Annotated in this window: 21 protein-coding genes; 14 read left to right on the top strand and 7 right to left on the bottom strand. The window is 60.6% G+C overall.

The annotated features are described in order from the left end of the window. Positions 1 to 122: 122 nt before the first annotated feature. Positions 123 to 800: a Crp/Fnr family transcriptional regulator gene (locus HU742_RS11635; RefSeq protein ID WP_186631872.1), complete on the top strand. Its 678-nt coding sequence runs from the start codon at positions 123 to 125 to the stop codon at positions 798 to 800. A 27-nt stretch (positions 801 to 827) separates the two neighbouring features. On the opposite strand, the gene HU742_RS11630 is transcribed toward HU742_RS11635, so the two are convergent. Both HU742_RS11630 and HU742_RS11625 read right to left on the bottom strand, forming a co-directional pair. Continuing rightward, on the bottom strand, positions 828 to 1250 hold the full coding sequence (locus tag HU742_RS11630; protein ID WP_186631870.1) for a DUF1294 domain-containing protein: 423 nt from the start codon (positions 1248 to 1250) through the stop codon (positions 828 to 830). Beyond that, positions 1247 to 2077 (bottom strand): undecaprenyl-diphosphate phosphatase, encoded by an 831-nt coding sequence (locus tag HU742_RS11625; protein ID WP_186631867.1) that lies wholly within the window; start codon positions 2075 to 2077, stop codon positions 1247 to 1249. Before HU742_RS11625 ends, HU742_RS11630 begins: the two co-directional genes overlap by 4 nt. Before the next feature lie 271 nt (positions 2078 to 2348). On the opposite strand from HU742_RS11625, the gene HU742_RS11620 reads away from it, so the two are divergent. The 9 genes from HU742_RS11620 to fapF all read left to right on the top strand — a co-directional run bounded on the left by HU742_RS11620 (position 2349) and on the right by fapF (position 10519). After that, a complete protein-coding gene (locus HU742_RS11620; protein WP_186642594.1) occupies positions 2349 to 3983 on the top strand; it encodes a methyl-accepting chemotaxis protein in 1635 nt (544 codons plus the stop codon). 190 nt (positions 3984 to 4173) lie between these two features. Beyond that, a complete protein-coding gene (gene pnuC / locus HU742_RS11615; protein WP_186642593.1) occupies positions 4174 to 4737 on the top strand; it encodes a nicotinamide riboside transporter PnuC in 564 nt (187 codons plus the stop codon). Then, on the top strand, positions 4734 to 5261 hold the full coding sequence (locus HU742_RS11610; RefSeq protein ID WP_186642953.1) for an AAA family ATPase: 528 nt from the start codon (positions 4734 to 4736) through the stop codon (positions 5259 to 5261). The genes pnuC and HU742_RS11610 overlap by 4 nt, the downstream gene beginning before the upstream one ends. A gap of 306 nt (positions 5262 to 5567) precedes the next feature. Beyond that, entirely contained in the window at positions 5568 to 6014 is a 447-nt protein-coding gene (fapA, locus tag HU742_RS11605) for a functional amyloid chaperone FapA (protein WP_186631859.1), read from the top strand. Position 6015: 1 nt separating this feature from the next. Then, positions 6016 to 6594 (top strand): fibril amyloid subunit FapB, encoded by a 579-nt coding sequence (fapB, locus tag HU742_RS11600; protein ID WP_186631856.1) that lies wholly within the window; start codon positions 6016 to 6018, stop codon positions 6592 to 6594. A gap of 60 nt (positions 6595 to 6654) precedes the next feature. Then, positions 6655 to 7638, top strand: a complete 984-nt coding sequence (fapC, locus tag HU742_RS11595) for an amyloid-like fimbrin subunit FapC (RefSeq protein ID WP_186642592.1) — start codon at positions 6655 to 6657, stop codon at positions 7636 to 7638. Positions 7639 to 7704: 66 nt separating this feature from the next. Next, positions 7705 to 8385: a fibril amyloid maturation endopeptidase FapD gene (gene fapD / locus HU742_RS11590; protein WP_186631850.1), complete on the top strand. Its 681-nt coding sequence runs from the start codon at positions 7705 to 7707 to the stop codon at positions 8383 to 8385. Positions 8386 to 8442: 57 nt separating this feature from the next. Continuing rightward, entirely contained in the window at positions 8443 to 9189 is a 747-nt protein-coding gene (gene fapE / locus HU742_RS11585) for a fibril amyloid subunit FapE (protein ID WP_186631847.1), read from the top strand. Positions 9190 to 9235: 46 nt separating this feature from the next. Then, positions 9236 to 10519 (top strand): fibril amyloid transporter FapF, encoded by a 1284-nt coding sequence (gene fapF, locus HU742_RS11580; protein ID WP_186631844.1) that lies wholly within the window; start codon positions 9236 to 9238, stop codon positions 10517 to 10519. A 72-nt stretch (positions 10520 to 10591) separates the two neighbouring features. On the opposite strand, the gene HU742_RS11575 is transcribed toward fapF, so the two are convergent. Continuing rightward, positions 10592 to 11917 carry a sigma-54 dependent transcriptional regulator gene (locus HU742_RS11575; RefSeq protein WP_186631842.1) on the bottom strand — a complete coding sequence of 442 codons (1326 nt, stop codon included), beginning with the start codon at positions 11915 to 11917 and terminating at the stop codon, positions 10592 to 10594. A 341-nt stretch (positions 11918 to 12258) separates the two neighbouring features. Between HU742_RS11575 and HU742_RS11570 the strand changes: the two genes are divergently transcribed. Continuing rightward, complete coding sequence (locus tag HU742_RS11570) at positions 12259 to 12525, top strand: hypothetical protein (protein ID WP_030142711.1); 267 nt, start codon at positions 12259 to 12261, stop codon at positions 12523 to 12525. Between the two features lie 186 nt (positions 12526 to 12711). Then, the gene (locus HU742_RS11565) at positions 12712 to 14001 is read left to right on the top strand and encodes an NHL repeat-containing protein (RefSeq protein ID WP_186642591.1); all 1290 of its coding nucleotides are present in this window, start codon (positions 12712 to 12714) and stop codon (positions 13999 to 14001) included. A gap of 42 nt (positions 14002 to 14043) precedes the next feature. On the opposite strand, the gene nhaA is transcribed toward HU742_RS11565, so the two are convergent. From nhaA to gnd, 4 genes are all read right to left on the bottom strand, one after another. Next, positions 14044 to 15225 (bottom strand): Na+/H+ antiporter NhaA, encoded by a 1182-nt coding sequence (gene nhaA / locus HU742_RS11560; protein ID WP_186610639.1) that lies wholly within the window; start codon positions 15223 to 15225, stop codon positions 14044 to 14046. 177 nt (positions 15226 to 15402) lie between these two features. Further along, the gene (locus tag HU742_RS11555; protein ID WP_186631838.1) at positions 15403 to 16224 is read right to left on the bottom strand and encodes an HAD family hydrolase; all 822 of its coding nucleotides are present in this window, start codon (positions 16222 to 16224) and stop codon (positions 15403 to 15405) included. Beyond that, positions 16221 to 17741, bottom strand: coding sequence for a glucose-6-phosphate dehydrogenase (zwf, locus tag HU742_RS11550; protein ID WP_186631835.1), 1521 nt, complete (start codon positions 17739 to 17741; stop codon positions 16221 to 16223). Before zwf ends, HU742_RS11555 begins: the two co-directional genes overlap by 4 nt. Then, the gene (gnd, locus tag HU742_RS11545; protein WP_346656824.1) at positions 17738 to 18742 is read right to left on the bottom strand and encodes a phosphogluconate dehydrogenase (NAD(+)-dependent, decarboxylating); all 1005 of its coding nucleotides are present in this window, start codon (positions 18740 to 18742) and stop codon (positions 17738 to 17740) included. Before gnd ends, zwf begins: the two co-directional genes overlap by 4 nt. Positions 18743 to 18991: 249 nt before the next feature. Here gnd and HU742_RS11540 point away from each other — a divergent pair, with 249 nt between their 5' ends. Further along, on the top strand, positions 18992 to 19165 hold the full coding sequence (locus HU742_RS11540) for a DUF6026 family protein (RefSeq protein ID WP_186610635.1): 174 nt from the start codon (positions 18992 to 18994) through the stop codon (positions 19163 to 19165). Between the two features lie 215 nt (positions 19166 to 19380). Next, positions 19381 to 21120 (top strand): phosphoethanolamine transferase CptA, encoded by a 1740-nt coding sequence (locus tag HU742_RS11535; RefSeq protein ID WP_186642590.1) that lies wholly within the window; start codon positions 19381 to 19383, stop codon positions 21118 to 21120. The last annotated feature ends 1 nt before the right edge of the window (position 21121 follow it).

The following is a 21121-nucleotide window of genomic DNA, read 5'->3' as shown; positions in this document are numbered from 1 at the left end:
CACCTCCCTCGCCACGGGAATTGCGTCGGCAGTGACACCCCATCCCTCTTCCGAGGTAAGCCTGCCGAGGCATAGGCCGGCGAGGCCCAGGGCCCTACCATGACGGCACGCGGAGGTACGCCATGCTGACCCACCCTTCCATCGTTCTACTGTTGCGCCGTCATCACCTGTTCAGCCAGTTGCCAGAACGGGTTTTCGAAGACGTGTGCAACTTGGCCGTACTCAAGCGGCTGCCCTGCAACAGCACGCTCATGCATCAGGGCGACCCGGCCAAGCGGTTCTTCCTGCTGGTCAGCGGCCAGATCAAATTGTTCCGTGTCACGGGCGAAGGCCAGGAAAACCTGGTGGAAATCATCCAGCCCGGCCAGACCTTTGCCGAGGCCCTGCTGTTCAGCCAGGCCCGTTGTTACCCGGTCAGCGCGTCGGCGATCAAGGACAGCGTGCTGGTGAGCATCGAAGGCACCCATTACCGCAAGGCCCTGGAGGACCAGCCCAAGGTCTGCCTGGCAATCCTGGCCAGCATGAGCATCCACTTGCACCAACGCCTCAAGGACATCGACAACCTGACCCTGGCCAGCGCCAGCCGACGGGTCATCAATTTCCTGTTGCAGGAGCGCGACCCACGGGACGGCCAGGTGGTGCTGCAAGTGTCCAAGCGCCTGGTGGCCTCCAAGCTGGGCATCCAGCCGGAGACCTTTTCACGGATCCTCCATCGTCTGGTCGATGGCGGGTTGATTGCCATGGAGCGACGTAATATTCGCATTCTGGCTGAGGATGAACTGGTGGATTACCAGCAATAACTGGGCAGCCGGCCCTTTTTTTGAGGCCTAGACCCATGCCAACAGATGACCACCCAAAAACAATTGGTCGATCCAGAATCCCTGGTGCAGCAACACAATGAACCAGAACACCACCTGGAACGACACCTTGCGGGTCTTGTGGCGAAACAGCTGCTGGGCGAGCAGCGCGCCGGGCCAGCCGCCCGCCAGTTCCACGGCATGCAGCACGTTCTCCGGCGTGCGCCAGGCGTCGGAACGCGCCTTGCGCTTGTCGCTCCAGTACAACAAAAATGCCACCACACTGACGATGCCATAAGCGACCATCGGCACCCACGATTCGCCTTGCAGCCCGAGCAAGAGCGAGCCGGACAATGGCAAGGCGCAGAGCAACGCAAACACAGCCAGTTTCAATCGCAGGTTCTGCACGGGCCCGCCGGCTTGACGCGCGGCGCGCCTGCCTGAATCGTTCATGGCTTGACCGATGTCCAATCCACCCAGCCAAATTGCCAGGTCGCCAGGATCAACAGGCCGAACGCGATCCGATACCAGGCGAACACCGCGTAGCTGTGGCTGGCGATGAAGCGCAGCAACCCCTTGACCGCGATCATGGCAAAGATGAACGCCGTGACGAAGCCAATCGCGAACACCGGGAAGTCCGCCGGGACGAACAGTTCGCGGTATTTGTAGCCCGAATAAACCGCGGCACCGACCATGGTCGGCATCGCCAGGAAGAACGAAAACTCGGTAGCCGTCTTGCGCGACAGGCCGAACAGCAGGCCGCCGATGATGGTTGCCCCGGAGCGGGAAGTGCCGGGAATCATCGCGATGCACTGGGCCAGGCCGACTTTCAGGGCATCCTTCCATGTCATGTCGTCCACGGTTTCGGCGTGCACGCGGTGTTGGCGCTTCTCGGCCCAGAGCATCACGAAGCCACCCAGCACCAGCGCCGCGGCGACGGTGATCGGGTTGAACAGGTAATGGTGGATCCAGTCGGCAAGCAGTACGCCGAGTATCACGGCGGGGAAAAACGCGATCAGCAGATTGACGGTAAACCGGCGGGCGCTGGGCTGGGTCGGCAAGCCCAGCACCACCTCGAAGATCTTGCGCCGGAATTCCCAGACCACCGCCAGGATCGCCCCGAGCTGGATGATGATATTGAACGCCATCGAACGCTCGCCACCAAACTCCAGCAAGTCAGCGACAACGATCTGGTGCCCCGTGCTGGAAATCGGCAAGAACTCCGTCAGGCCCTCGACCACGCCAAGAATCAGTGCCGAAAAGGCAGTCCACAAATCCATTCATCCCCCAAAAAAGACCCGTTCGTTCGGGCCTTATCAATATTTAAGCGGTACGCAGGTGCACGCAGCGGCTGCACGATAACCGCGACCTTTCAAAAAAAACCAATGAAAAATCAGAACGGGCTCAGGTTTTGCGCTGCGGGGCCGAAATCCTATCAGACAAGCCCTGCTAACGCTGCCGCGTCATGACCCAGGTCAACCATGTCCAGGCGCCGAGCGTTAGAGTGCCGTCGTCGATAATGACAAGAATAAGAAACCGGAGTGACAGCGTATGAATAGCTTGCGCAGTGTATCGATCAGCCGACGCTTGTGGCTCATCCTGATCGTGTCCATCGTGATGTTGTTCACGCTGGGCGCGTTCATGCTCAAGCAGATCCACACGGATCTGTATCAGGCCAAGTATGAGAAAACCGAGCACGTGGTCCAGACCGCCAGTGGCGTGTTGACCTATTACCATGGGCTGGAAACCGCCGGCACCCTGACCCGCGAGGCGGCACAGAAGCAAGCCCTCAGCGCGGTGCGCGGCCTGCGTTATGACCAGAGCGACTACTTCTGGATCAACGACCTGACGCCAGTCATGGTCATGCACCCGACCAACCCGAAACTCGAAGGCCAGAACCTCTCGGCGATCCGTGACCCGAACGGTTATGCGCTGTTCAATGAAATGGTCGCCATCGCCAAGGCCAAGGGCGCCGGCATGATCAACTACCTCTGGCCGAAACCGGGTGCCGAAGCGCCGGTCGGCAAGACTTCCTACGTCAAATTGTTCGAGCCCTGGGGCTGGATCATCGGCTCGGGTGTCTACGTGGATGACGTGCAGGTCGAGTTCCAGTCCCAGTTGATCAAGGCCTCGTTGATCGGCCTGGCAATCACGCTGATCATGGGCCTGTTCCTGACCTTGATCGTGCGCAGCATCGTCCGGCCCCTACAGGAAACCGTAAACGCCATGGCCAACATCGCCAGCGGCGAGAGCGACCTGACCCGCACCCTCGACACTCACGGCCAGGACGAAGTCACCCAACTGGCGCGGCACTTCAATGCCTTTACCGCCAAGTTGCGCCAAGTGGTGAGCCAGTTGCAGGTTTCGGCCAGTGAATTGGGGCAATCGTCCAACGAACTGGGCAACGACGCCGCGCAAGCCCAGCAGCGCAGCCAACAACAGTCGCAACAAATGGAACTGGTGGCGACCGCCATCAACGAAGTGACCTACGGCGTGCAGGACGTGGCGAAAAACGCCGAACACGCCGCCAGCGAAATGCGCGACGCCGAATCCCAGGCCCAGCAAGGCCAGGTCAATATCGATGGCAGCTTGCAGCAGATCGACCGCCTCTCCCAGACCATCGATCAGGCGGTGGAAGTGATCCGCACCCTGGCCAGCGAAAGCACCCAGATCGGCAGCGTGCTGGAAGTGATCCGCTCGATTGCCGAGCAGACCAACCTGTTGGCGCTCAACGCGGCCATCGAAGCCGCTCGTGCCGGTGAACAGGGCCGCGGGTTTGCCGTGGTGGCCGATGAAGTGCGCCTGCTGGCCCAGCGCACACAAAAATCCACCGCCGAAATCCAGGCCATGATCGAACGCCTGCAAAATCACTCCGAAGCCGCCGTGAAAGTCATCAGTGACAGCAGCCGCGCCTCGCAACTGACCATCGAGCAGGCCGGCCTTGCGGGCGCGAGCCTTAACGCCATCGGCCAGGCCCTGCGCAACCTCAACAGCCTGAACGCCTCCATCGCCAGTGCCACCCTGCAACAGGCCCACGTCGTGGAAGACATCAACCAGAACGTCACCCAAGCCGCCGGCCTGTCCCACAGCACCGCGATGGCGGCGGAACAGTCAAGCCTGGCCAGCGCGCGCCTAAAAGGGCTGAGCGAACAGCTCAACGGGCTGCTCAAGCAGTTTCGGGTCTAAGGACTATTTGGGCCCGCATTGATCAGAAGCGGAACGCGGAGCGCCCCTGGCGACATTCCCACGCAGGAGCGTGGGAACGATCGTAATCCCTTGCTCGCCATAGCGGCAGCCCATTCAACATTGGTATTGGAGCTGTCCGCGCCATTACGTTTACAATCCCCGCCCTCTCCGACTTCCCCAAGGAACAACCATGTCCGGGCTTGAACTGTTTGCCGCGGCCCTCGGCGTGATCGCTGTCTGGTTGACCGTCAAGCAGAATCCCTGGTGCTGGCCGATCGGCCTGGTCATGGTGCTGCTGTACAGCTGGATTTTCTTCGAGGTGAAGTTGTACTCCGACATGCTGTTGCAAGGGGTCTATGCCGTGCTGCAACTGTACGGCTGGTGGCAGTGGACCCGCGCTGGCGGCAACCATCACGGGCGGCAGGTGACGCGCCTCGGCGGACCCTCGGTGTTGCTCGGCCTGGCCATCGGTGCGGCGGGCAGCTTGCTGCTGGGGGGCGCCATGGCGCACTGGACCGATGCCGCCCAACCCTGGCTCGACGCGGCGCTCACCGGTTTCAGCCTGGTCGCCCAATGGTGGATGGCGCGCAAACGCGTGCAGTGCTGGCCGCTGTGGATCGTCCTGGATGTGATTTTTGTCGGCCTGTTCATCTACAAGGGCCTGCACCTTACCGCCGCGCTCTATGCCCTGTTCACCCTGCTGGCCGTGCAAGGCTGGCGGGAATGGCGCGCCGACCCGGCACTGCGCACATGAAAGTGGTGGTGCTGACCGGCCCGGAATCCAGCGGCAAGAGTTGGTTGGCGGGGCAGTTGGAGGCGCACTTCGGTGGCGTGCGGGTGGATGAGTACGTGCGCCATTTCATGCAACGAACCCAGCGTGATACCTGCCTGGCCGACATCACCGACATCGCCACCGGGCAACTGGCCTGGGAAGACTCGGCCCGCGCCCGGCAGCCGGCATTGCTGATCCTCGACACCCACCTGCTGAGCAATATTCTCTGGAGCCAGACCCTCTTTGGCGACTGCCCGGACTGGCTCGAACCGGCCTTGCTGGCGCGCCAATACGACCTGCACCTGCTGCTCAGCCCCGAGCAGGTCGAATGGGTCGGCGATGGCCTGCGCTGCCAGCCAGCGCTGACGGAACGGCTGGCGTTTTTCGAGGCGATAGAGCACTGGCTGATGCGCCATCGGCAAGCGTTCCTCAAAGTCGAGGGCGACTGGGCGCAGCGACGCGAGCAGGTGTTTGCAGCGGTGTCGCAGCTCCTCCAGGCTCGATGATGTTTCATCCCTGAAACATCACGACTGCCTCAAACCCGGATCCAGGGCCACCTCGCGGCGTTCCAGCCCTGACTGTCAAGTCACTGAAACACCCTGCCCCAGGGCTCAAATCATAGCCAAACGACAGCAGATGGCCCTTTGCAGCCCATGAGCCTGTCTCAACGATGAAACAGGTTTCGCGATGGAAACCTTACCCATCAGCCAAGCCATTGAATCCATTGGTTTTCCAGAATCCGGCACAACACCTGCTCTTTCCCTTCGCAACGCTGACTAGGGCCAGCGTCCAGTGAAGAAGGAAATGATGTCATGGGGACTTTCAACAGAAGCTTGACCTGTCTGTTAGTGATTGGCTGCGCCGCCGGTGCGACGCTCAGCTTACCGGTGCAGGCCGAGGGCAACGGCGTCATCGTACTCGACCGCGACGTGCAACCGGTTCATATCGGGCGTAACGGCGGTAAAGACCCCTACCCGACCACCGTCAATGCCAATCCATCCGATCGAATCAACCAGGCGACTGCCAGCACCGAGCTGAGCGATGGCGATTTCGCCGGGGTCGCCAGCGGTTCGACGATCCGCAACACCGTCAATCCGAATACCGGTGTGCAAGGCCTCAATGTCGTGACCAACCCCAACGGCATGCCCGGCATGAATGCCGGTCATGGTGGCGGAAGCGGCGGCGCGATCTCGGGCACCATCAATCGCTCGCTGAGTTCCGGCCTGGCCCCATTGGGTCGGCTGGCGGGAGGTCAGTGAGATGAATCCGACCTGGCTCGCGATCGCCCTGCTCGGCTCATCCACCGTGCTCGCCGATCCCGGCGTGGCGGTCACCAGCCATGCCGACCTGCAGAATTCCGGTGGCCGCTATACCGGCAATTTCAACGTCAACCAGGCCGCTGGTGACCAGATCCAGCAGACCAATACCCGCGCCATCGCCATCGGCACCAGCGCCCAGGCCACCACTGTCGTGCGCCAACGCCTCGACACGGCGGCCAGCCGGTCGATGAACGCAAGCGCGCGCATCGGCGGCACCTCCTTCAGCAACGGTAACGGTGTGCTGGGTGTCAACCAGTCCGCCGGGGCCAACAACCAGATGGCCAATGTCATGCGGGTAGGCATCAGTGCCGGTCCGCAAGGCATGGACGACAGCGCCCTTTCCCAACAGAACGTGGCGCTGGTACCGAACTCAGGAGCAACTGACACCCCAACCGGCAGTCGCCAGGTCGCCATCGGCGACCAGGCCTTCACCGGCAGCCGAGGGGTGATCCAGGTGAACCAGAGTGCCGGGGTGGGCAACCGCATGGCTAACACCCTGAGCATCCGGGTCGCTGACTGACCCGGCGCAGCACATAAGAAAGTACTGACACTTAACCAACGACACGCAAGGAGAAACACCATGAAACCTACAATGGCGCTCAAACCATTGGTTTTCGCTCTCGCCGCTGTCATGGCAATGGCTGCACAGGCTGGAGGAAACGGCAACGGTCATGGCAATGGCCATGGCCATGGCCATGGCAACCAGGGTCCCAAGGGGCCGACGCTGGAACAATTGCTCTCTATCAGTGCCGGCGCTGGGGCTACGGTGCTGGATGAGCAAAACAGCGACGGCAACGTCGTGACCAACCAGGCAACCCGCAACACCGCCGAAGCCACTGACTCGCTCAATGGCAGCAACGGCAACATGGGCGCCAACATCGCCGCCGGTGACGGCAACCAGCAAGACAACGCCGCCGCATTGGCCACCGCCGATGAAAGCTTCATCTTTGGCTCGGCAGTCGCGGCTTCTAGCGCCACGCAGGTCAATAACAACAACTACGTGAAGAACAACTCCACGCAAAACAACGCTTCTCTCACCAATGCAGGCAACGACGGCTCCGGCAACATCGGCATCAACGTGACCGCCGGCAATTTCAACCAGCAGAAAAACAACCTGGCCATCGCTGTATCGGGCGGCCGTGTCGCCCAGGCTTCTGCCGCGGCTGACCAGTCCTCCACCGGCCTGGTTGTCGACAACAAAGGCGTGAAGACCGATAAGGTCGTTACGCTTACCAACAGCTACGAGGCTTCCGGCACTTTCAAGGCCAAAGGCAACGGTACCGTCGAAGACGACGGTGGCTGGGGCAACAAAGGCGGCTACGGTGGTGGTCACGATGACGACAAGTTCAAGTTCTCCGCCGTGGGGACCTTCGAACTGGCCGGCAGCAACACCCAGCAAGTGCTGACGCGCGACGGCTGGAAAAACCCTGTCTATAACAACGCCACCATGACCAACTCCATGAATGGCTTCTCCGGTAACGGCGGCGCCAACGTGTCGGCGGGCGTGGGCAACCAGCAGAGCAATTCGCTGTCCATTGCGGCCGGCTGCAAGGCCTGCATGTAAGCGCGCACGAAACGAAGCCCCGGCAACGGGGCTTCATTTCCTGGGTTTATCCAAGGCGTATCGATCATGCGTGCGACAGCCCTTTGCCTGTGCATTTGCTTTGCCTGCGCGACCGAAGCCGCGCAGATGCCTGTCGCTGCCCTGCCTGGCGGCATGCTGGTCTACAAACCGGTGCAAAGCGTGCGCGAACGCAAGTTCAGCGACATCGTCGAGCAGAAAACCGATTTCAGTTGCGGTGCCGCCGCACTGGCCACCGTATTGCGCCAGGCCTACTGGCTTGACGTCGATGAAGAGCACGTCATCAAGGGCATGCTGGTAAATGCCGACCAAGACCTGGTCCGCACCCAGGGTTTTTCCATGCTGGACATGAAGCGCTACGTGGAAACCATCGGCATGCGCGCTCGAGGCTATCGGATACCGCCGGAAAAACTCGCCGCGGTGACGATCCCGGTCGTGGTCCTGATGGAGATACGCGGCTACAAGCATTTCGTGGTGCTGCAGCGGGCCGACAAGCAATGGGTCTACATCGCTGACCCGGTGCTGGGGCACAAACGCTACGCCCATGATGAGTTCATCAAGGGCTGGAACGGCATCGTCTTTGCCATCGTCGGCCCCGGTTACGACAAGACCAACGCCTTGCGCAGCCCACCGCAACCGCTGACGGCGCGTAACAAGCTGGACGGTTTCAACCCGGTCAAGGACGCGGAACTGATGGATTTCGGCTTCATCCAGAGCGACTTTTTCTAATCGCCGAACAACTGCCAATAAAAATACAAAAGGAGCAGGATGCTCCGGGAGCAACACATGAAAAGCTCATACTGGCTCACGCTGGCCTGCCTGGCCGCAACGACGTCGGGTCTTGCCCACGCCGGTTTCAAACCCATCGAAGTCAAGGACCAGGAGCTCGCCGAGCTGCGCGGTCGTTACGTCATGCCCGGACGGGTGATCAGCTTTGGCATCGTCATGACCAGCACTTGGCGCAACGCCAGTGGCGACTTGATCGGCGCCTCCAGTGCCATGCAGATCCAGGCCTCCACGGTCAAACCCGAGTTCTATGTCTCCACCATCAAACAGACCGGTAACGGCAGCGCCCCGCAGCAGGGCAATGGCACGATTACCGGCGGTGCCGGCCTTGGCTCAGGCCAGGGTGTGACCCAGAGCGTGCGCGCCGCGGGCGACGGTAATACCGCTTACAACAACGTCAGCATCAACGTGAAGGAAAGCAGCCAGGCACCTGCGTTGGCGCCCTCCCAAGGCCAACTGCTTGGCAAAGGCCAGACCATCAGCGGCAGCAACGCCGCCGGCAGTGTCGCGGTCACGGCCACAGGCAGCGGCGTGCAGATGGCGATCCAGGCCAGCCACAACCAGGGCGGCACACTGCACCAGGTGGCCCAAGGCGGCTTGCTGCAAAACACTCGCCTGCTGGGCAACAGCAACCTGGTCAACAACATGACCCAGCTCAACGTGGTGCTGAACAGCAACGGCCCCAGCGCCGGAGCGTTGGACTGCAACCTCACGCAACTGCGCGGGCTTCGCAACCTCGGATATTGATCTACGCTGATCTCCGATCATTGAGCAAATAGGGACGGCATATTTCATGTATCGATCCGTATCGTTGCGCGCTGTGATGTGTTTGACCTCGATGTTCCCGGCAACCGTGTTGCAAGCGGCACCGGACGCGGACATCGAAGCCTTGAAACAAGAACTTCTCGAGCTCAGGCAACGCTACGAGGTCCAGCAAAAAGCCCTGGCGGTACTCGAACAACGGGTCCGCCAGGTAGAAGATCAACCCGCCGCACCGCCGCCCAAGCGCCTGGCCAAGTCCCCGGCCGACATGAAGGGCAACCAGGGCGTGGCCGGCAGCGGCACCGCAACGGCCGGCGGCAGCGGCTACGGGCAATCGCTCGCCGACGACTCGCAACCGGCGCAGAGCGTCTCCAACCTCTACGACGAGGCCAGCGGCTTTTTCGGCGGCGGCAAGTTCAGCTTCGAAACCGGCGTGACCTACTCACGCTATGACACCCGGCAGTTGATCCTCAACGGCTTCCTGGCGCTGGATTCGATTTTCCTGGGCAACATCAATCTCGACCGGATCAAGGCCGACACCTGGACGCTGGACCTGACCGGCCGCTACAACTTCGACAACCGCTGGCAGTTCGACCTCAACGTGCCGGTGATCTACCGCGAATCCACGTACCAGTCCGGTGGCGCGAACAACGGCGCGGCCGGCGTCACCAGCGAAGAAACCGTGACCCGCGACCCCACCATCGGCGACGTCAATTTCGGCATCGCCTACAAGTTCATGGATGAATCGATCAACTCCCCCGATGCGGTGTTGACCCTGCGGGTCAAGGCCCCCACCGGCAAGGACCCGTTCGGCATCAAGCTGCGCCAGTCCCAGGTCAATACCAACCTGTTCGTGCCTGAAGACCTGCCCACCGGCAACGGCGTCTGGTCGATCACACCCGGGATTTCCCTGGTCAAGACCTTTGATCCGGCGGTGCTGTTCGGCAGCCTTTCCTACACCCATAACCTGGAAGAATCCTTCGACGACATCAGCTCCACGGTCAACCAGGAAGTGCCGGGCAAGGTGCGGATCGGCGACAGCTTCCAGATCGGCGCGGGCATTGCGTTTGCCTTGAACGAAAAGATGAGCATGTCGTTCTCGGTCTCTGACCTGATCCAGAAAAAAAGCAAGCTCAAGCAGGACGGTGGGGATTGGGAATCGGTGGTGTCCAGCGACGCCAATGCCGGCTACTTCAACATCGGCATGACCGTGGCCGCCAGCGACAACCTGACCATCGTGCCCAACCTGTCCATCGGGCTGACCGACGATGCGCCGGACTTCACCTTCAGCCTGAAATTTCCGTATTACTTCTAACGCGGCGGATGATCTTGCAAAAAAACCTTGTGGGGCCGGCAAGCGCGCTGCCACAAGGTTTGATTGAACGCTCTAGCGGATCTGATGCTTGTGCAACAACCGATAAAAAGTCGGTCGTGACACGCCTAGCACCTTGGCCGCCACACTCAAGTTGTCGCTGTGGCGGTTGAGCACATCGCTCAGCGCCTGGCGCTCGGCGCGGGTCTTGTAGTCTTCCAGTGTGCCCATCGGGGCCGTCACGCCTTGACGGCTGGCCAGGCCCAGGTCCCGGGCTTCGATCTGCCGCCCCTCCGCCAGCACCAGGCCGCGTCGAACTCGGTTGGCCAGCTCTCGCACATTGCCGGGCCAGTCGTGCATGCCCATCGCCACCAACGCATCTTCGCTGAAGCTGCGAGAACGGCGACCGGTTTCATGGCTGTAGAAATGCGAAAAATGGCTGGCCAGCATCGCCAGGTCGCCATGGCGTTCACGCAATGGCGCCATGACCACTTGCAGGACGTTCAAGCGATAGTACAAATCCTCGCGAAAACGCCTGTGCTCGATCGCAGCTTCCAGATCCACATGAGTCGCGGCCAGTATGCGCACGTCGACCGGAATAGGCTGGCTGCCGCCGACTCGCTCAATATGTTTTTCCTGGAGGAAACGCAGCAGATTGGCTTGCAGCTCCAGCGGCAGATCGCCGACTTCGTCGAGAAACAGCGTGCCGCCATGAGCTGCTTCGATTCGCCCGATCTTGCGCTGGTGGGCGCCGGTGAAAGCACCCTTCTCGTGGCCAAACAATTCAGACTGGATCAGGTGCTCGGGGATCGCTCCGCAATTGATCGCAATGAACGGCTTGTTACGCCGATGGGACTGGCGATGCAACGTGTGGGCGACCAGTTCCTTGCCGGTGCCGCTTTCACCACGAATCAATACCGGTGATTCGGCGGGCGCCAGCTTGGCCAATAACTTTCGCAGTTCGCGGATGGGTTTGCTGTCGCCCAGCAGTTCGTGTTCAGGCTCATCAATGTGAATCGAGCCCTGCCCCCGCAGGCGCGCCATGCCGAATGCGCGGCCCAGCGTCACCTGGACCCGAGACACGTCGAACGGCAAGGTATGGAAATCGAAAAACCACTCGCAGACAAAATCGCCGACATTCTTCAGGCGCAGCACTTCCTGGTTGAGCACGGCGATCCATTCGGTGCCGCTGCGGCTGATCAGTTCCTTGACCGCTTCGGGTCGCTCCAGATGTGCCGGTTGCAAGCGCAACAGGCCGACGTCGCATGTCCGGTCCGCGGCATGCTCAAGGGTGCAACTCTCGACGTCCCAGCCCACCGTCCGCAGACCGGGCAATAAGCGATGACAATCATCGCAGGGATCAACCACGAGCAGACGACGTGACGTACTGGCTTCGATCATGACTGATCCTTGGCGCCAAAAATAAGAAATATGAGTAGAAACAGGCGTTTGGCAAACCTGCATGTAACAGTAGCAAGAAGTTGACGGCGGCTTGTATCAATTGATTATTGAAGAGCGCTGAAAGTGGTTATAAGGCGGGGTTTCGTTAGTTGCCGCTTACTTGAATCTTTCAGGAAGCTTTCAAACAAAAGCGCAAAACCCAGGTCTGAAAGAAAATCGAAATTTATTTGTAGATTGTGTGACCTGTGCCCCGGTTCGGGGCATCAGTACAAGTAACCAGCCGCACGGTACGCCCAACCGACGGCACATCATTTGAATGGGCACTTTTGAGAGATAACGCCATGAACGCCCCGCTCCGTATCAACGAAGCTCTTTTGATTGCCGACCGCGCATTCCGTCCTTTCCAATGCGTGGCCTGGGCTCCACAAGACGGTAACGGCGAACTGAGCCTGACCGTCATCGACCGCACCAATACGCACATTGGTCGCACCCAGATTCCAAGCAGCGCCTACACCGACCCGGCCCAACTGGCCGACCTGTTGAAACAGGCGCGCGCTGAATTGAGCCAGGAGGGTTACAAACTGCAATCCTGGTCCATGCCTGAATAAACACTTCCTGCCAGCCGGTAATGATTTGCCGGCTTGGTACTGGATTGAAAAGCCACTGTTTCGGCACGAATTGTCCTCACAACTGAAGAGCTGACAGTTGTGCATTATCAGATTCGCGGATTGAATGTCTGGCGTCATGCAATCACCTCCCTCTTCGGGACGGTCGATGCGCAAGGAGAGGCCTGCATGTTCGATCAATCCGCACTCATGCTTGCGACACCCGCGACCTATCCCGGTCAACTCGATTCAGGCTTTGCCGACGCCGGCAAAGCCTGGGTTCGTTTCGCCGACGACACTTCAAGCCTCACCACCGGACTGACCATTGACCAGGCTGGCCGGATCTTGCTCGCAGCCCGCGTCAATACGCCCCAGGGTTGCCGCTTCGGCCTGACGCGACTCACTGCTGACGGCTCGATCGACACGAGCTTTGCGGCCCACGGCTATATCGTCGGGTCGTTTGAAAAGGGTTGCGAAGCCACAGCGGGCAAAGTCATTGAACTGCCCGACGGAAATATCCTGTTGTCGGGCCTGCACTACGAAGAGACCAACCATACCCTTCCCGCCCTGGCATTGTTCGACCCGCATGGCCGTGCCGTCCCAGGCTTCGGCGAGGCCGGGAAACAGGTCGTCCGGCTGTGCGGCAATCTTTCCCAAGGGTTGCGTGATCCCTGGCTGCCGCCCGGCGTGCCTGGGATGGAGGCTTGCGACATCCGAGTGCAGGCCGATGGCGGGATACTCTTGCTGGCCAACCACCATTTCCAGATGTCCGATCATGTCGGGGTGCTGATCCGCCTATTGCCCGACGGCTCGCTGGACAGCTCGTTCAACAGTCGCGGTTTCGTGATGGTCCGGCGGCTGCTGAAGAATACCTGGTTGGGCTGCCTGAACCTGCAAGCAGACGGCAGCGTCATCGCAGGGGGTGTCATCGACTTGCCCCAGCGCGGATTGGTGGTGCGCTACGATTCCACCGGCAAGCTCGATGACAGCTTTGCTGAGGACGGCTTCCTGTCCATCGGGGCCCAGGGCCGCAGCGTAATGATCAGCCAAGTCGTCCAGCACGGGAACGGTGATTTGCAGGCGTTCGGCAGCAGCCGAGACCCGATGCATTGCCTGTCGCTGAAGATTCGACAGGATGGCCAACCGGCCCATGGGGCCAACGAGGACCCGTGCCGCCTCTTGGCGTTTGGCAACACTGCCAGTCAATGGATGGCAGCCCAGATCCAGCCGGACGCAAAGGTACTGACCGCCGGTGCAACCATCGGGGGTATCGAGGCCGATTTCGTCCTGGCCCGACATCTGTCGGACGGCCATCTCGACCCGAATTTTGGCCAGGGCCAGGGCTGGGTCCGCACTCGGCTCGGCTACAGTCTCGATACCGCTACGTCCGTGGCCGCACAAGCCGATGGGAAAATACTGGTAGGCGGTTACTCGTTGCATGGCAGCCCAAAGGCCGTCGTGATGCGATATTGGGCCTAAGCACCGCCTCCAATTTCCGGCCCGCCATCAGGCGGGCATTACTCATGCCTTCGAAGAGGCGAAGAAACGCAGCACCAGGATGCCTGCGAGTGCAGCCAGGGTAGAACCGGCCAATACGCCAACCTTGACCTCATCAATGAGCAGCTGGGAGCCTGGGAACGCCAGGTTTCCTATAAACAAGCTCATCGTGAACCCGATCCCGCACAACAACGCCACCCCATATACCTGCCGCCACGAACTGTGGGTCGGCATTTGCGCCAGCCCGCTCTTGATCGCCACCAGCGCGAAGGTGAAGACACCTATCTGCTTACCCAGCAACAGTCCTGCAGCGACGCCCAATGGCACGGGATCAAGCAGGCTGCTCAAAGACACGCCGGCCAGAGAAACGCCCGCATTGGCAAAGCCAAAAATGGGCATCACGACGAAAGCAACCCACGGCGATAACCGCCGCTCAAGCCTGAGCGACGGAGACTTCGCTTCATCGGCGTCTTTGTTCAGCGGGATGCAAAAGGCAAGTGCGACACCCGCCAGCGTGGCGTGTACGCCAGATTTGAGCACCAGCACCCACAGCACCGCCCCTAGCACCAGATAGGGCAACAGCCGGATGACCCCGGCCTTGTTCATGATCAGCAGCACGGCGATCACCGCGGCGGATGCCGCAAGCATGGTCACATCCAGGCCGGCGCTATAGAAGACGGCGATGATGGCGACCGCGCCCAGGTCATCCAGAATGGCGAGGGCGGAGAGAAAGACCTTCAGGGACATTGGCACTCGGTTGCCCAACAGCGAGAGCACGCCTAGCGCAAACGCGATGTCGGTGGCGGCCGGGATGGCCCAACCCGCCAACGTTTCAGCAGAACTCCTGTTGACCCAGGCGTAGATAAGGGCAGGCACAATCATGCCCCCCAGCGCTGCGAAACCCGGCAGCGCTCTCTGGCTCCATTTGGCCAGCTCCCCAACCTGCATCTCGCGCTTGATTTCGAGGCCTACCAGAAGAAAGAACACTGCCATCAACGCATCATTGACCCAATGCTCGACGGACATGCCCAGAAAAGAAGCATGCAGTGCTTTGGTATAACTTGCGAACAGCGGGCTGTTAGCCACGATCAGCGCGGCGAGCGCCGAAAGCATGAGCACGATGCCGCCTGAGGATTCCGATTGCATGAAGCGTTCGAGTGGCGTGGCCGCGCGCGAATCACCGCCCTGAGTTGAGCTGTTCCCCATTATTTCCTCCTGTTGTCCGATCAGCACCGGATTCTACCCAATACTCAGGCGTGCCGGGCAGTTGTCTTACAACTTCATGGAAACAAAATCAGGGCAGGTAAAAACGGGCGTGGCGGCTGGAATGACGTCCCATGGGTGGAACGAGCCTGCACGCTCCTCCCATGGAGACCTGTGACGTTATTTGGGCAGGATGTACCGTTCGATCGCCAATGCCGCGCCATCCTCGGTGTTGGCTGCGGTAATCACGTCAGCCTGGCGCTTGATCGCCTCCTCCGCCTGACCCATCGCAATCGAGAAGCCCGCCCGGTGGAACATCGCCGGGTCGTTGCCGCCGTCCCCCATCGCAGCCGTCTGTTCCAGCGGCACGCCCAGGAAGTCAGCCAGGGTCGACAAGGCTTGCCCTTTGTTGGCCTTCATGGCTGTCACGTCGAGATAGATCGGTTGTGAACGGGACACTTGGGCCTGGCCCTTGAGCAGCGGATGCAGCCGCGCCTCGAGTTCCACCAGCAGATCGGTGTTGGCGCTGGTCGCGACGATCTTGTCGATGCGCTCCAGGTAAGGCTCGAAGCTCTGCACTTCCACGGGCGGATAACCTAGCCCACGCGTTTCCACTGGCACCATGGGGCCGTTGGCATCGCGTACCAACCAATCGCCGTCGGCAAATACCCATACCTCGATACCCGGCTGATCGGCGTACAGGGCCAGCGTGCTCAGTGCCGCCTCGGGTGGCAGATAGTGCACGGCGAGAAAACTGCCGTCCGGATGCACCAGCGTGCCGCCGTTGAAGGCTGCGGTCGGCAAATCGACGCCCAGGGTTTCGATCTGCTGCAACATGGCCCGGGGCGGACGCCCGGTGGCCAGGCTGAACAGCACACCAGCCTCGCGTAATGAGCGGACCGCTTCGACGGTGCGCTGGTTCAGGCTGTGGTCGGGCAGCAGCAGCGTGCCGTCCATGTCGCTGAGCAAAAAACGGATGGGGTGTTTCGGCTGGCCACTCATCCGAGGCCATGCCAGACGCGACCGTCGCGAGTCAGCAGATCGTGGGCGGCGGTCGGACCGTCTTCCCCGGCCTGGTACGGCTGGACAGCGGCGTCCTCACGCCAGGCATCGAGGAACGGCTGCACCGCACGCCAGCCGTTCTCAATATTGTCGGCACGCTGGAACAGCGTCTGGTCGCCCGTCAGGCAATCGTAGATCAAGGTCTCGTAACCCGTTGACGGCTGCATTTCAAAGAAGTCCTTATAGGCAAAGCCCAACTCGATATTGGCCATGTCGAGTGCCGGCCCTGGCCGTTTGGCCAGCAGGTCGAACCACATGCCTTCGTTGGGCTGAATCTGGATTCTCAAGTACGTGGGTTGCAATTCGTCGACTTCGGTGTCGCGAAACTGCGCATAAGGCGCCGGTTTGAAGCAGATGACGATTTCGGTGTCGCGCACGCTCATGCGCTTGCCGGTGCGCAGGTAGAACGGCACGCCTACCCAGCGCCAGTTATCGATCATGACCTTAAGGGCGACGTAGGTTTCGGTGTTGCTATCGGGCGCTACGTTGGTTTCCTCCCGGTAACCACTGACAGACTGGCCATTTACCTGGCCTGCGGTGTACTGGCCACGCACCGAGTTGGCCCGGGCCTGCTCCACCGACCAGGGCCGGATCGCCCCCACCACCTTGGCCTTCTCGCCACGCACGGCATCGGCGCCGAACGCGGCCGGCGGCTCCATCGCCACCATCGCCAGCAACTGGAACAAATGGTTAGGGACCATGTCCCGCAGCGCGCCGGTGTGCTCGTAGAAACTGCCCCGGGTCTCCACGCCGACCGTTTCGGCAGCGGTAATCTGTACGTGGTCGATGTAGTGGTTGTTCCAGAACGCCTCGAACAGGCTGTTGGAGAAGCGGCTGACGAGAATGTTCTGTACCGTCTCCTTGCCCAGGTAATGGTCGATCCGATAGATCTGTTTCTCGCTCATGACCTTGAGCAGGCAGGCATTGAGCGCCTCGGCGGTTTGCAGGTCGGAGCCGAACGGCTTCTCGATCACCACACGCCGGAACGCCTCATCCTGCTCCTGAAGCAGCCCGGCCGCGCCGAGGCGACGAACCACTTCACTGAAAAAACGTGGCGCGGTCGCCAGGTAGAAGACCGCATTGCCGGTGCCGCTGGCGGCGATTTTCGCCGCCAGCGCTTGGTAGGTGCTGTCATCGAGAAAATCACCCTGGACATAACTGATGCCCCGGGCCAGCTTGGACCACAGCGCCGGATCGAGTGCGCGGTCGGCATCGCCGCCCTTGCTCGCCGCTTCGTTACGGATGAAATCCTCGAGTTTTTTTGCAAAGTCCACATCGCTGATAGCGTTGTGGTCGACACCGACGATCTGCAGGCCATCACCCAACAGCCCGTCACGACTGAGGTGGTAAAGCGCCGGCATCAGCAGGCGCTTGACCAAGTCACCATGGGCACCGAACAGGAACAGCGTGGTCGGTGGCGCGGGTTCTGCCTTGGATTTCCTGCCGATCGAGGTCATTTTTTCGGCGTCTCCACATGGCCGCCGAAGCCGAAACGCATGGCTGAGAGCATCTTGTCACCATAGGTGGCTTGCTGGCGGGAGCGGAAACGCGCGAACAGCGAACTGGACAGTACCGGCACCGGCACCGCTTGCTCGATGGCGGCTTCGATGGTCCAACGCCCTTCACCGCTGTCGGCGACTTCACCGGAAAACCCGTCCAGCTTCGGATCACTGGCCAACGCGTCGGCGGTCAGGTCCAGCAGCCAGGACGACACCACGCTGCCACGGCGCCAGACTTCGGCGATATCGGCCAGGTTCAGGTCGAAACGCTGCTCTGGCGGCAGGCTCTCGCTGGATTTGGTCTTGAGGATATCGAAGCCTTCGGCAAAGGCCTGCATCATTCCGTATTCGATGCCGTTGTGGATCATCTTGACGAAATGACCGGAACCGGCCGGGCCCGCATGGATGTAGCCACGTTCGGCGCGGTCGTCGTCGGACTTGCGGTCGCGGGTGCGTGGGATATCGCCCATGCCCGGCGCCAGGCTGGCGAACAACGGGTCCAGGCGCTTCACGACTTCGGCGTCACCGCCGATCATCATGCAATAGCCGCGCTCAAGGCCCCAGACGCCGCCGGAGGTGCCGACGTCGATGTAGCCCAAGCCTTGTTCCGAGAGCGCCTGGGCGCGACGGATGTCGTCCTTGTAGTACGTGTTGCCGCCATCGATGATGACGTCGCCCGGTTCCAGCAACTCGCTCAGCGCGGTGATGGTGTCTTCGGTGGGTGCGCCGGCGGGCAGCATGACCCAGACCGCTCGCGGTTTTTCCAGGCCGGCGACCAGCGCCGGCAAATCCGCGACGCCCGTTGCGCCTTCCTGGCTCAGGTTTTCGACAAAAGCGGCATTGCGGTCATACACGACGGTGGTGTGCCCATTGAGCATCAGGCGCCGCGCAATATTGCCGCCCATGCGGCCCAGTCCAATGATCCCGAGTTGCATGTGCTGATGCTCCCTACTACAAATAAAGGTGTGTCAAAGATGAAACGCAATCGACTAGTGGAGGTTAGTCCAGAGCATTGCCGCATAGTTTCCGGGTTAAATCGCCCGATCACAAAGGATAACGTTCAAAAACCGGCGGAAGACACGCCGACCATGAAAAATAAAAAAGTTCCATCAACGGGCAAAAGTATTCAGAATTGGTGCCGATAAAGAATTGTCGCCAAGAAACTGACGACATCTCTCTAGTTGATGTAGCCATTTGCGAGGTGAGCAATGGGCCCTGTCGTTACCGCACGTCCTCCTCAGACCCTTTACGTGACCATTCGTCGCGACGAATTACGCCTGCTGAAAGAAGAGCGTGATCTGCTGCTCGATGAAGTGGCGCAGCTGCGCATGCAGTTGCAACACGCACAACTCTCCTACCAGGGCCAGGCGTTGGCTCGCTGATCCAACGCCAGAGAGTTTTGGTACTTGAAGTGACGCCGGGCAAGCCGGTGTCACTGCCACGACGGCGTTCGGCCTGAAGATTTTTTGTAACCGGAAAACTCACAAAGTTTTCACACCCTCCCCGCAATACTCCCGCCCTTACAAATAGTTACGACGCTTGCCTGTGAGCATCAATCCGGTGCCAGCAGCTTCGTCGGTGAAGGCTGGAGCGCTTGATGAGTGTGTTCAAACGCAGCAAAACGACTGCGAAAGGTTTCGACTGGGCCGGGTTCGGCTGGCTGTTTTTGTTCTTCTGGTATTTTTCCGGCATCACCCAACTGCTTATCCTGTTAAGCGACACCTCCGGCTTCACCGGGTTTCGCCAAGCCTTCGTCATGAGTGCGGTGTGGCTGGCACCCTTGCTGCTGTTCCCCGCCCGCACCCGCCTGCTTGCCGCAGTGATTGGTGTCGTGCTGTGGGCCTGCTCCATGGCCAGCCTGGGCTATTTCTTCATTTACCAGCAGGAATTTTCCCAAAGCGTCATCTTCATCATGTTCGAGTCGAACGTGTCCGAAGCGGGCGAATACATGACCCAGTATTTTGCCTGGTGGATGGTGCCGGCGTTCCTGGCACATACCCTGGTTGGCTATTTCCTCTGGACGCGCCTGCGCCCGGTGTACCTGCCCCGGGGCCAGGCGATGGTCGCCGCCGCCCTGATCCTGGTCGCCGTGGTCGGTTATCCCCTGGTCAAGCAGACCCTGCGCACCGGCACGCTCGCCGGCGGCCTGGAGAAATTCGAGGACCGCATCGAGCCGGCCGTGCCATGGCAAATGCTGGTGGCGTATCGTCGTTACGGTGAACAGCTGGAAAACATGCAAGGCATGCTTCACAGCACCAGCAAGATCGCCCCGTTGCGCAACCTCAAGGACACCATGGCCGACCAGCCCGCAACCTTGGTGCTGGTCATCGGCGAGTCCACCAACCGCCAGCGCATGAGCGTGTACGGTTATCCGAGAGAAACCACGCCGGAGCTGGACAAGCTCAAGGACCAGTTATCGGTCTTCGACAACGTCATCACCCCGCGCCCCTACACCATTGAAGCGCTGCAGCAGGTGCTGACCTTCGCCGACGAGGAAAATCCGGACCTCTACCTGAGCACGCCGTCGCTGGTGAGCATGATGAAACAGGCTGGCTACAAGACCTTCTGGATCACCAACCAGCAGACCATGACCAAGCGCAACACCATGCTCACGACGTTTTCTCAACAAGCCGATGAGCAGGTCTACCTGAACAACAATCGCAACCAGAACGCCGCGCAATACGATGGCGACGTGATCGAGCCGTTCAGCAAGGCCCTGGCCGACACCGCGCCGCGCAAGCTGATCGTGGTGCACCTGCTCGGCACCCACATGAGCTATCAGTACCGCTATCCGCCGACGTTCAACAAATTCACCGACCGCCAGGGCGTACCCGCCGGGGTGCGCGACGATCAGGTCCCGACCTACAACAGCTATGACAACGCCGTGCTGTACAACGACTTCGTGGTGTCCAGCCTGATCAAGGACTACGCCAAGACCGACCCCAACGGCTTCCTGCTGTACCTGTCGGATCACGGCGAGGACGTTTTCGACTCGCCAGGGCACGGCACACTGGGGCGCAACGAAGGCAAGCCGACGGCGCCGATGTACACCATCCCGTTCATGGCCTGGGCCTCGCCCAAGTGGCGCGAAACCCATGACTGGAATTTCGCGGGCGATCTGTCACGCCCCTACAGCAGCTCGCACCTGATTCACACCTGGGCGGACATGGCAGGCTTGAACTTTGATGAGCTCGACCGCAGCAAAAGCCTGGTCAGCGATGCCTTCAAGCCCCGGCCGTTGCTGATCGGCAACCCTTACCAGAGCCAGCACAAGGCGCTGATCGATTTCAGCCTGATGCAGCCCAAGGGGCCGGCGGGCCAGGTTGTACAGAAATGAG

Source organism: Pseudomonas marvdashtae, assembly GCF_014268655.2.
GTDB classification, from domain to species: domain Bacteria; phylum Pseudomonadota; class Gammaproteobacteria; order Pseudomonadales; family Pseudomonadaceae; genus Aquipseudomonas; species Aquipseudomonas marvdashtae.
This window is presented reverse-complemented; position numbering and strand designations above follow the sequence as displayed.

Excerpts from the sequence above, each read along its gene's own strand:
- HU742_RS11635 (WP_186631872.1), top strand. The coding sequence starts at position 123 with ATGCTGACCCACCCTTCCATCGTTCTACTGTTGCGCCGTCATCACCTG.
- HU742_RS11630 (WP_186631870.1), bottom strand. The coding sequence starts at position 1,250 with ATGAACGATTCAGGCAGGCGCGCCGCGCGTCAAGCCGGCGGGCCCGTG.
- HU742_RS11625 (WP_186631867.1), bottom strand. The coding sequence starts at position 2,077 with ATGGATTTGTGGACTGCCTTTTCGGCACTGATTCTTGGCGTGGTCGAG.
- HU742_RS11620 (WP_186642594.1), top strand. The coding sequence starts at position 2,349 with ATGAATAGCTTGCGCAGTGTATCGATCAGCCGACGCTTGTGGCTCATC.
- pnuC (WP_186642593.1), top strand. The coding sequence starts at position 4,174 with ATGTCCGGGCTTGAACTGTTTGCCGCGGCCCTCGGCGTGATCGCTGTC.
- HU742_RS11610 (WP_186642953.1), top strand. The coding sequence starts at position 4,734 with ATGAAAGTGGTGGTGCTGACCGGCCCGGAATCCAGCGGCAAGAGTTGG.
- fapA (WP_186631859.1), top strand. The coding sequence starts at position 5,568 with ATGGGGACTTTCAACAGAAGCTTGACCTGTCTGTTAGTGATTGGCTGC.
- fapB (WP_186631856.1), top strand. The coding sequence starts at position 6,016 with ATGAATCCGACCTGGCTCGCGATCGCCCTGCTCGGCTCATCCACCGTG.
- fapC (WP_186642592.1), top strand. The coding sequence starts at position 6,655 with ATGAAACCTACAATGGCGCTCAAACCATTGGTTTTCGCTCTCGCCGCT.
- fapD (WP_186631850.1), top strand. The coding sequence starts at position 7,705 with ATGCGTGCGACAGCCCTTTGCCTGTGCATTTGCTTTGCCTGCGCGACC.
- fapE (WP_186631847.1), top strand. The coding sequence starts at position 8,443 with ATGAAAAGCTCATACTGGCTCACGCTGGCCTGCCTGGCCGCAACGACG.
- fapF (WP_186631844.1), top strand. The coding sequence starts at position 9,236 with ATGTATCGATCCGTATCGTTGCGCGCTGTGATGTGTTTGACCTCGATG.
- HU742_RS11575 (WP_186631842.1), bottom strand. The coding sequence starts at position 11,917 with ATGATCGAAGCCAGTACGTCACGTCGTCTGCTCGTGGTTGATCCCTGC.
- HU742_RS11570 (WP_030142711.1), top strand. The coding sequence starts at position 12,259 with ATGAACGCCCCGCTCCGTATCAACGAAGCTCTTTTGATTGCCGACCGC.
- HU742_RS11565 (WP_186642591.1), top strand. The coding sequence starts at position 12,712 with ATGTTCGATCAATCCGCACTCATGCTTGCGACACCCGCGACCTATCCC.
- nhaA (WP_186610639.1), bottom strand. The coding sequence starts at position 15,225 with ATGGGGAACAGCTCAACTCAGGGCGGTGATTCGCGCGCGGCCACGCCA.
- HU742_RS11555 (WP_186631838.1), bottom strand. The coding sequence starts at position 16,224 with ATGAGTGGCCAGCCGAAACACCCCATCCGTTTTTTGCTCAGCGACATG.
- zwf (WP_186631835.1), bottom strand. The coding sequence starts at position 17,741 with ATGACCTCGATCGGCAGGAAATCCAAGGCAGAACCCGCGCCACCGACC.
- HU742_RS11540 (WP_186610635.1), top strand. The coding sequence starts at position 18,992 with ATGGGCCCTGTCGTTACCGCACGTCCTCCTCAGACCCTTTACGTGACC.
- HU742_RS11535 (WP_186642590.1), top strand. The coding sequence starts at position 19,381 with ATGAGTGTGTTCAAACGCAGCAAAACGACTGCGAAAGGTTTCGACTGG.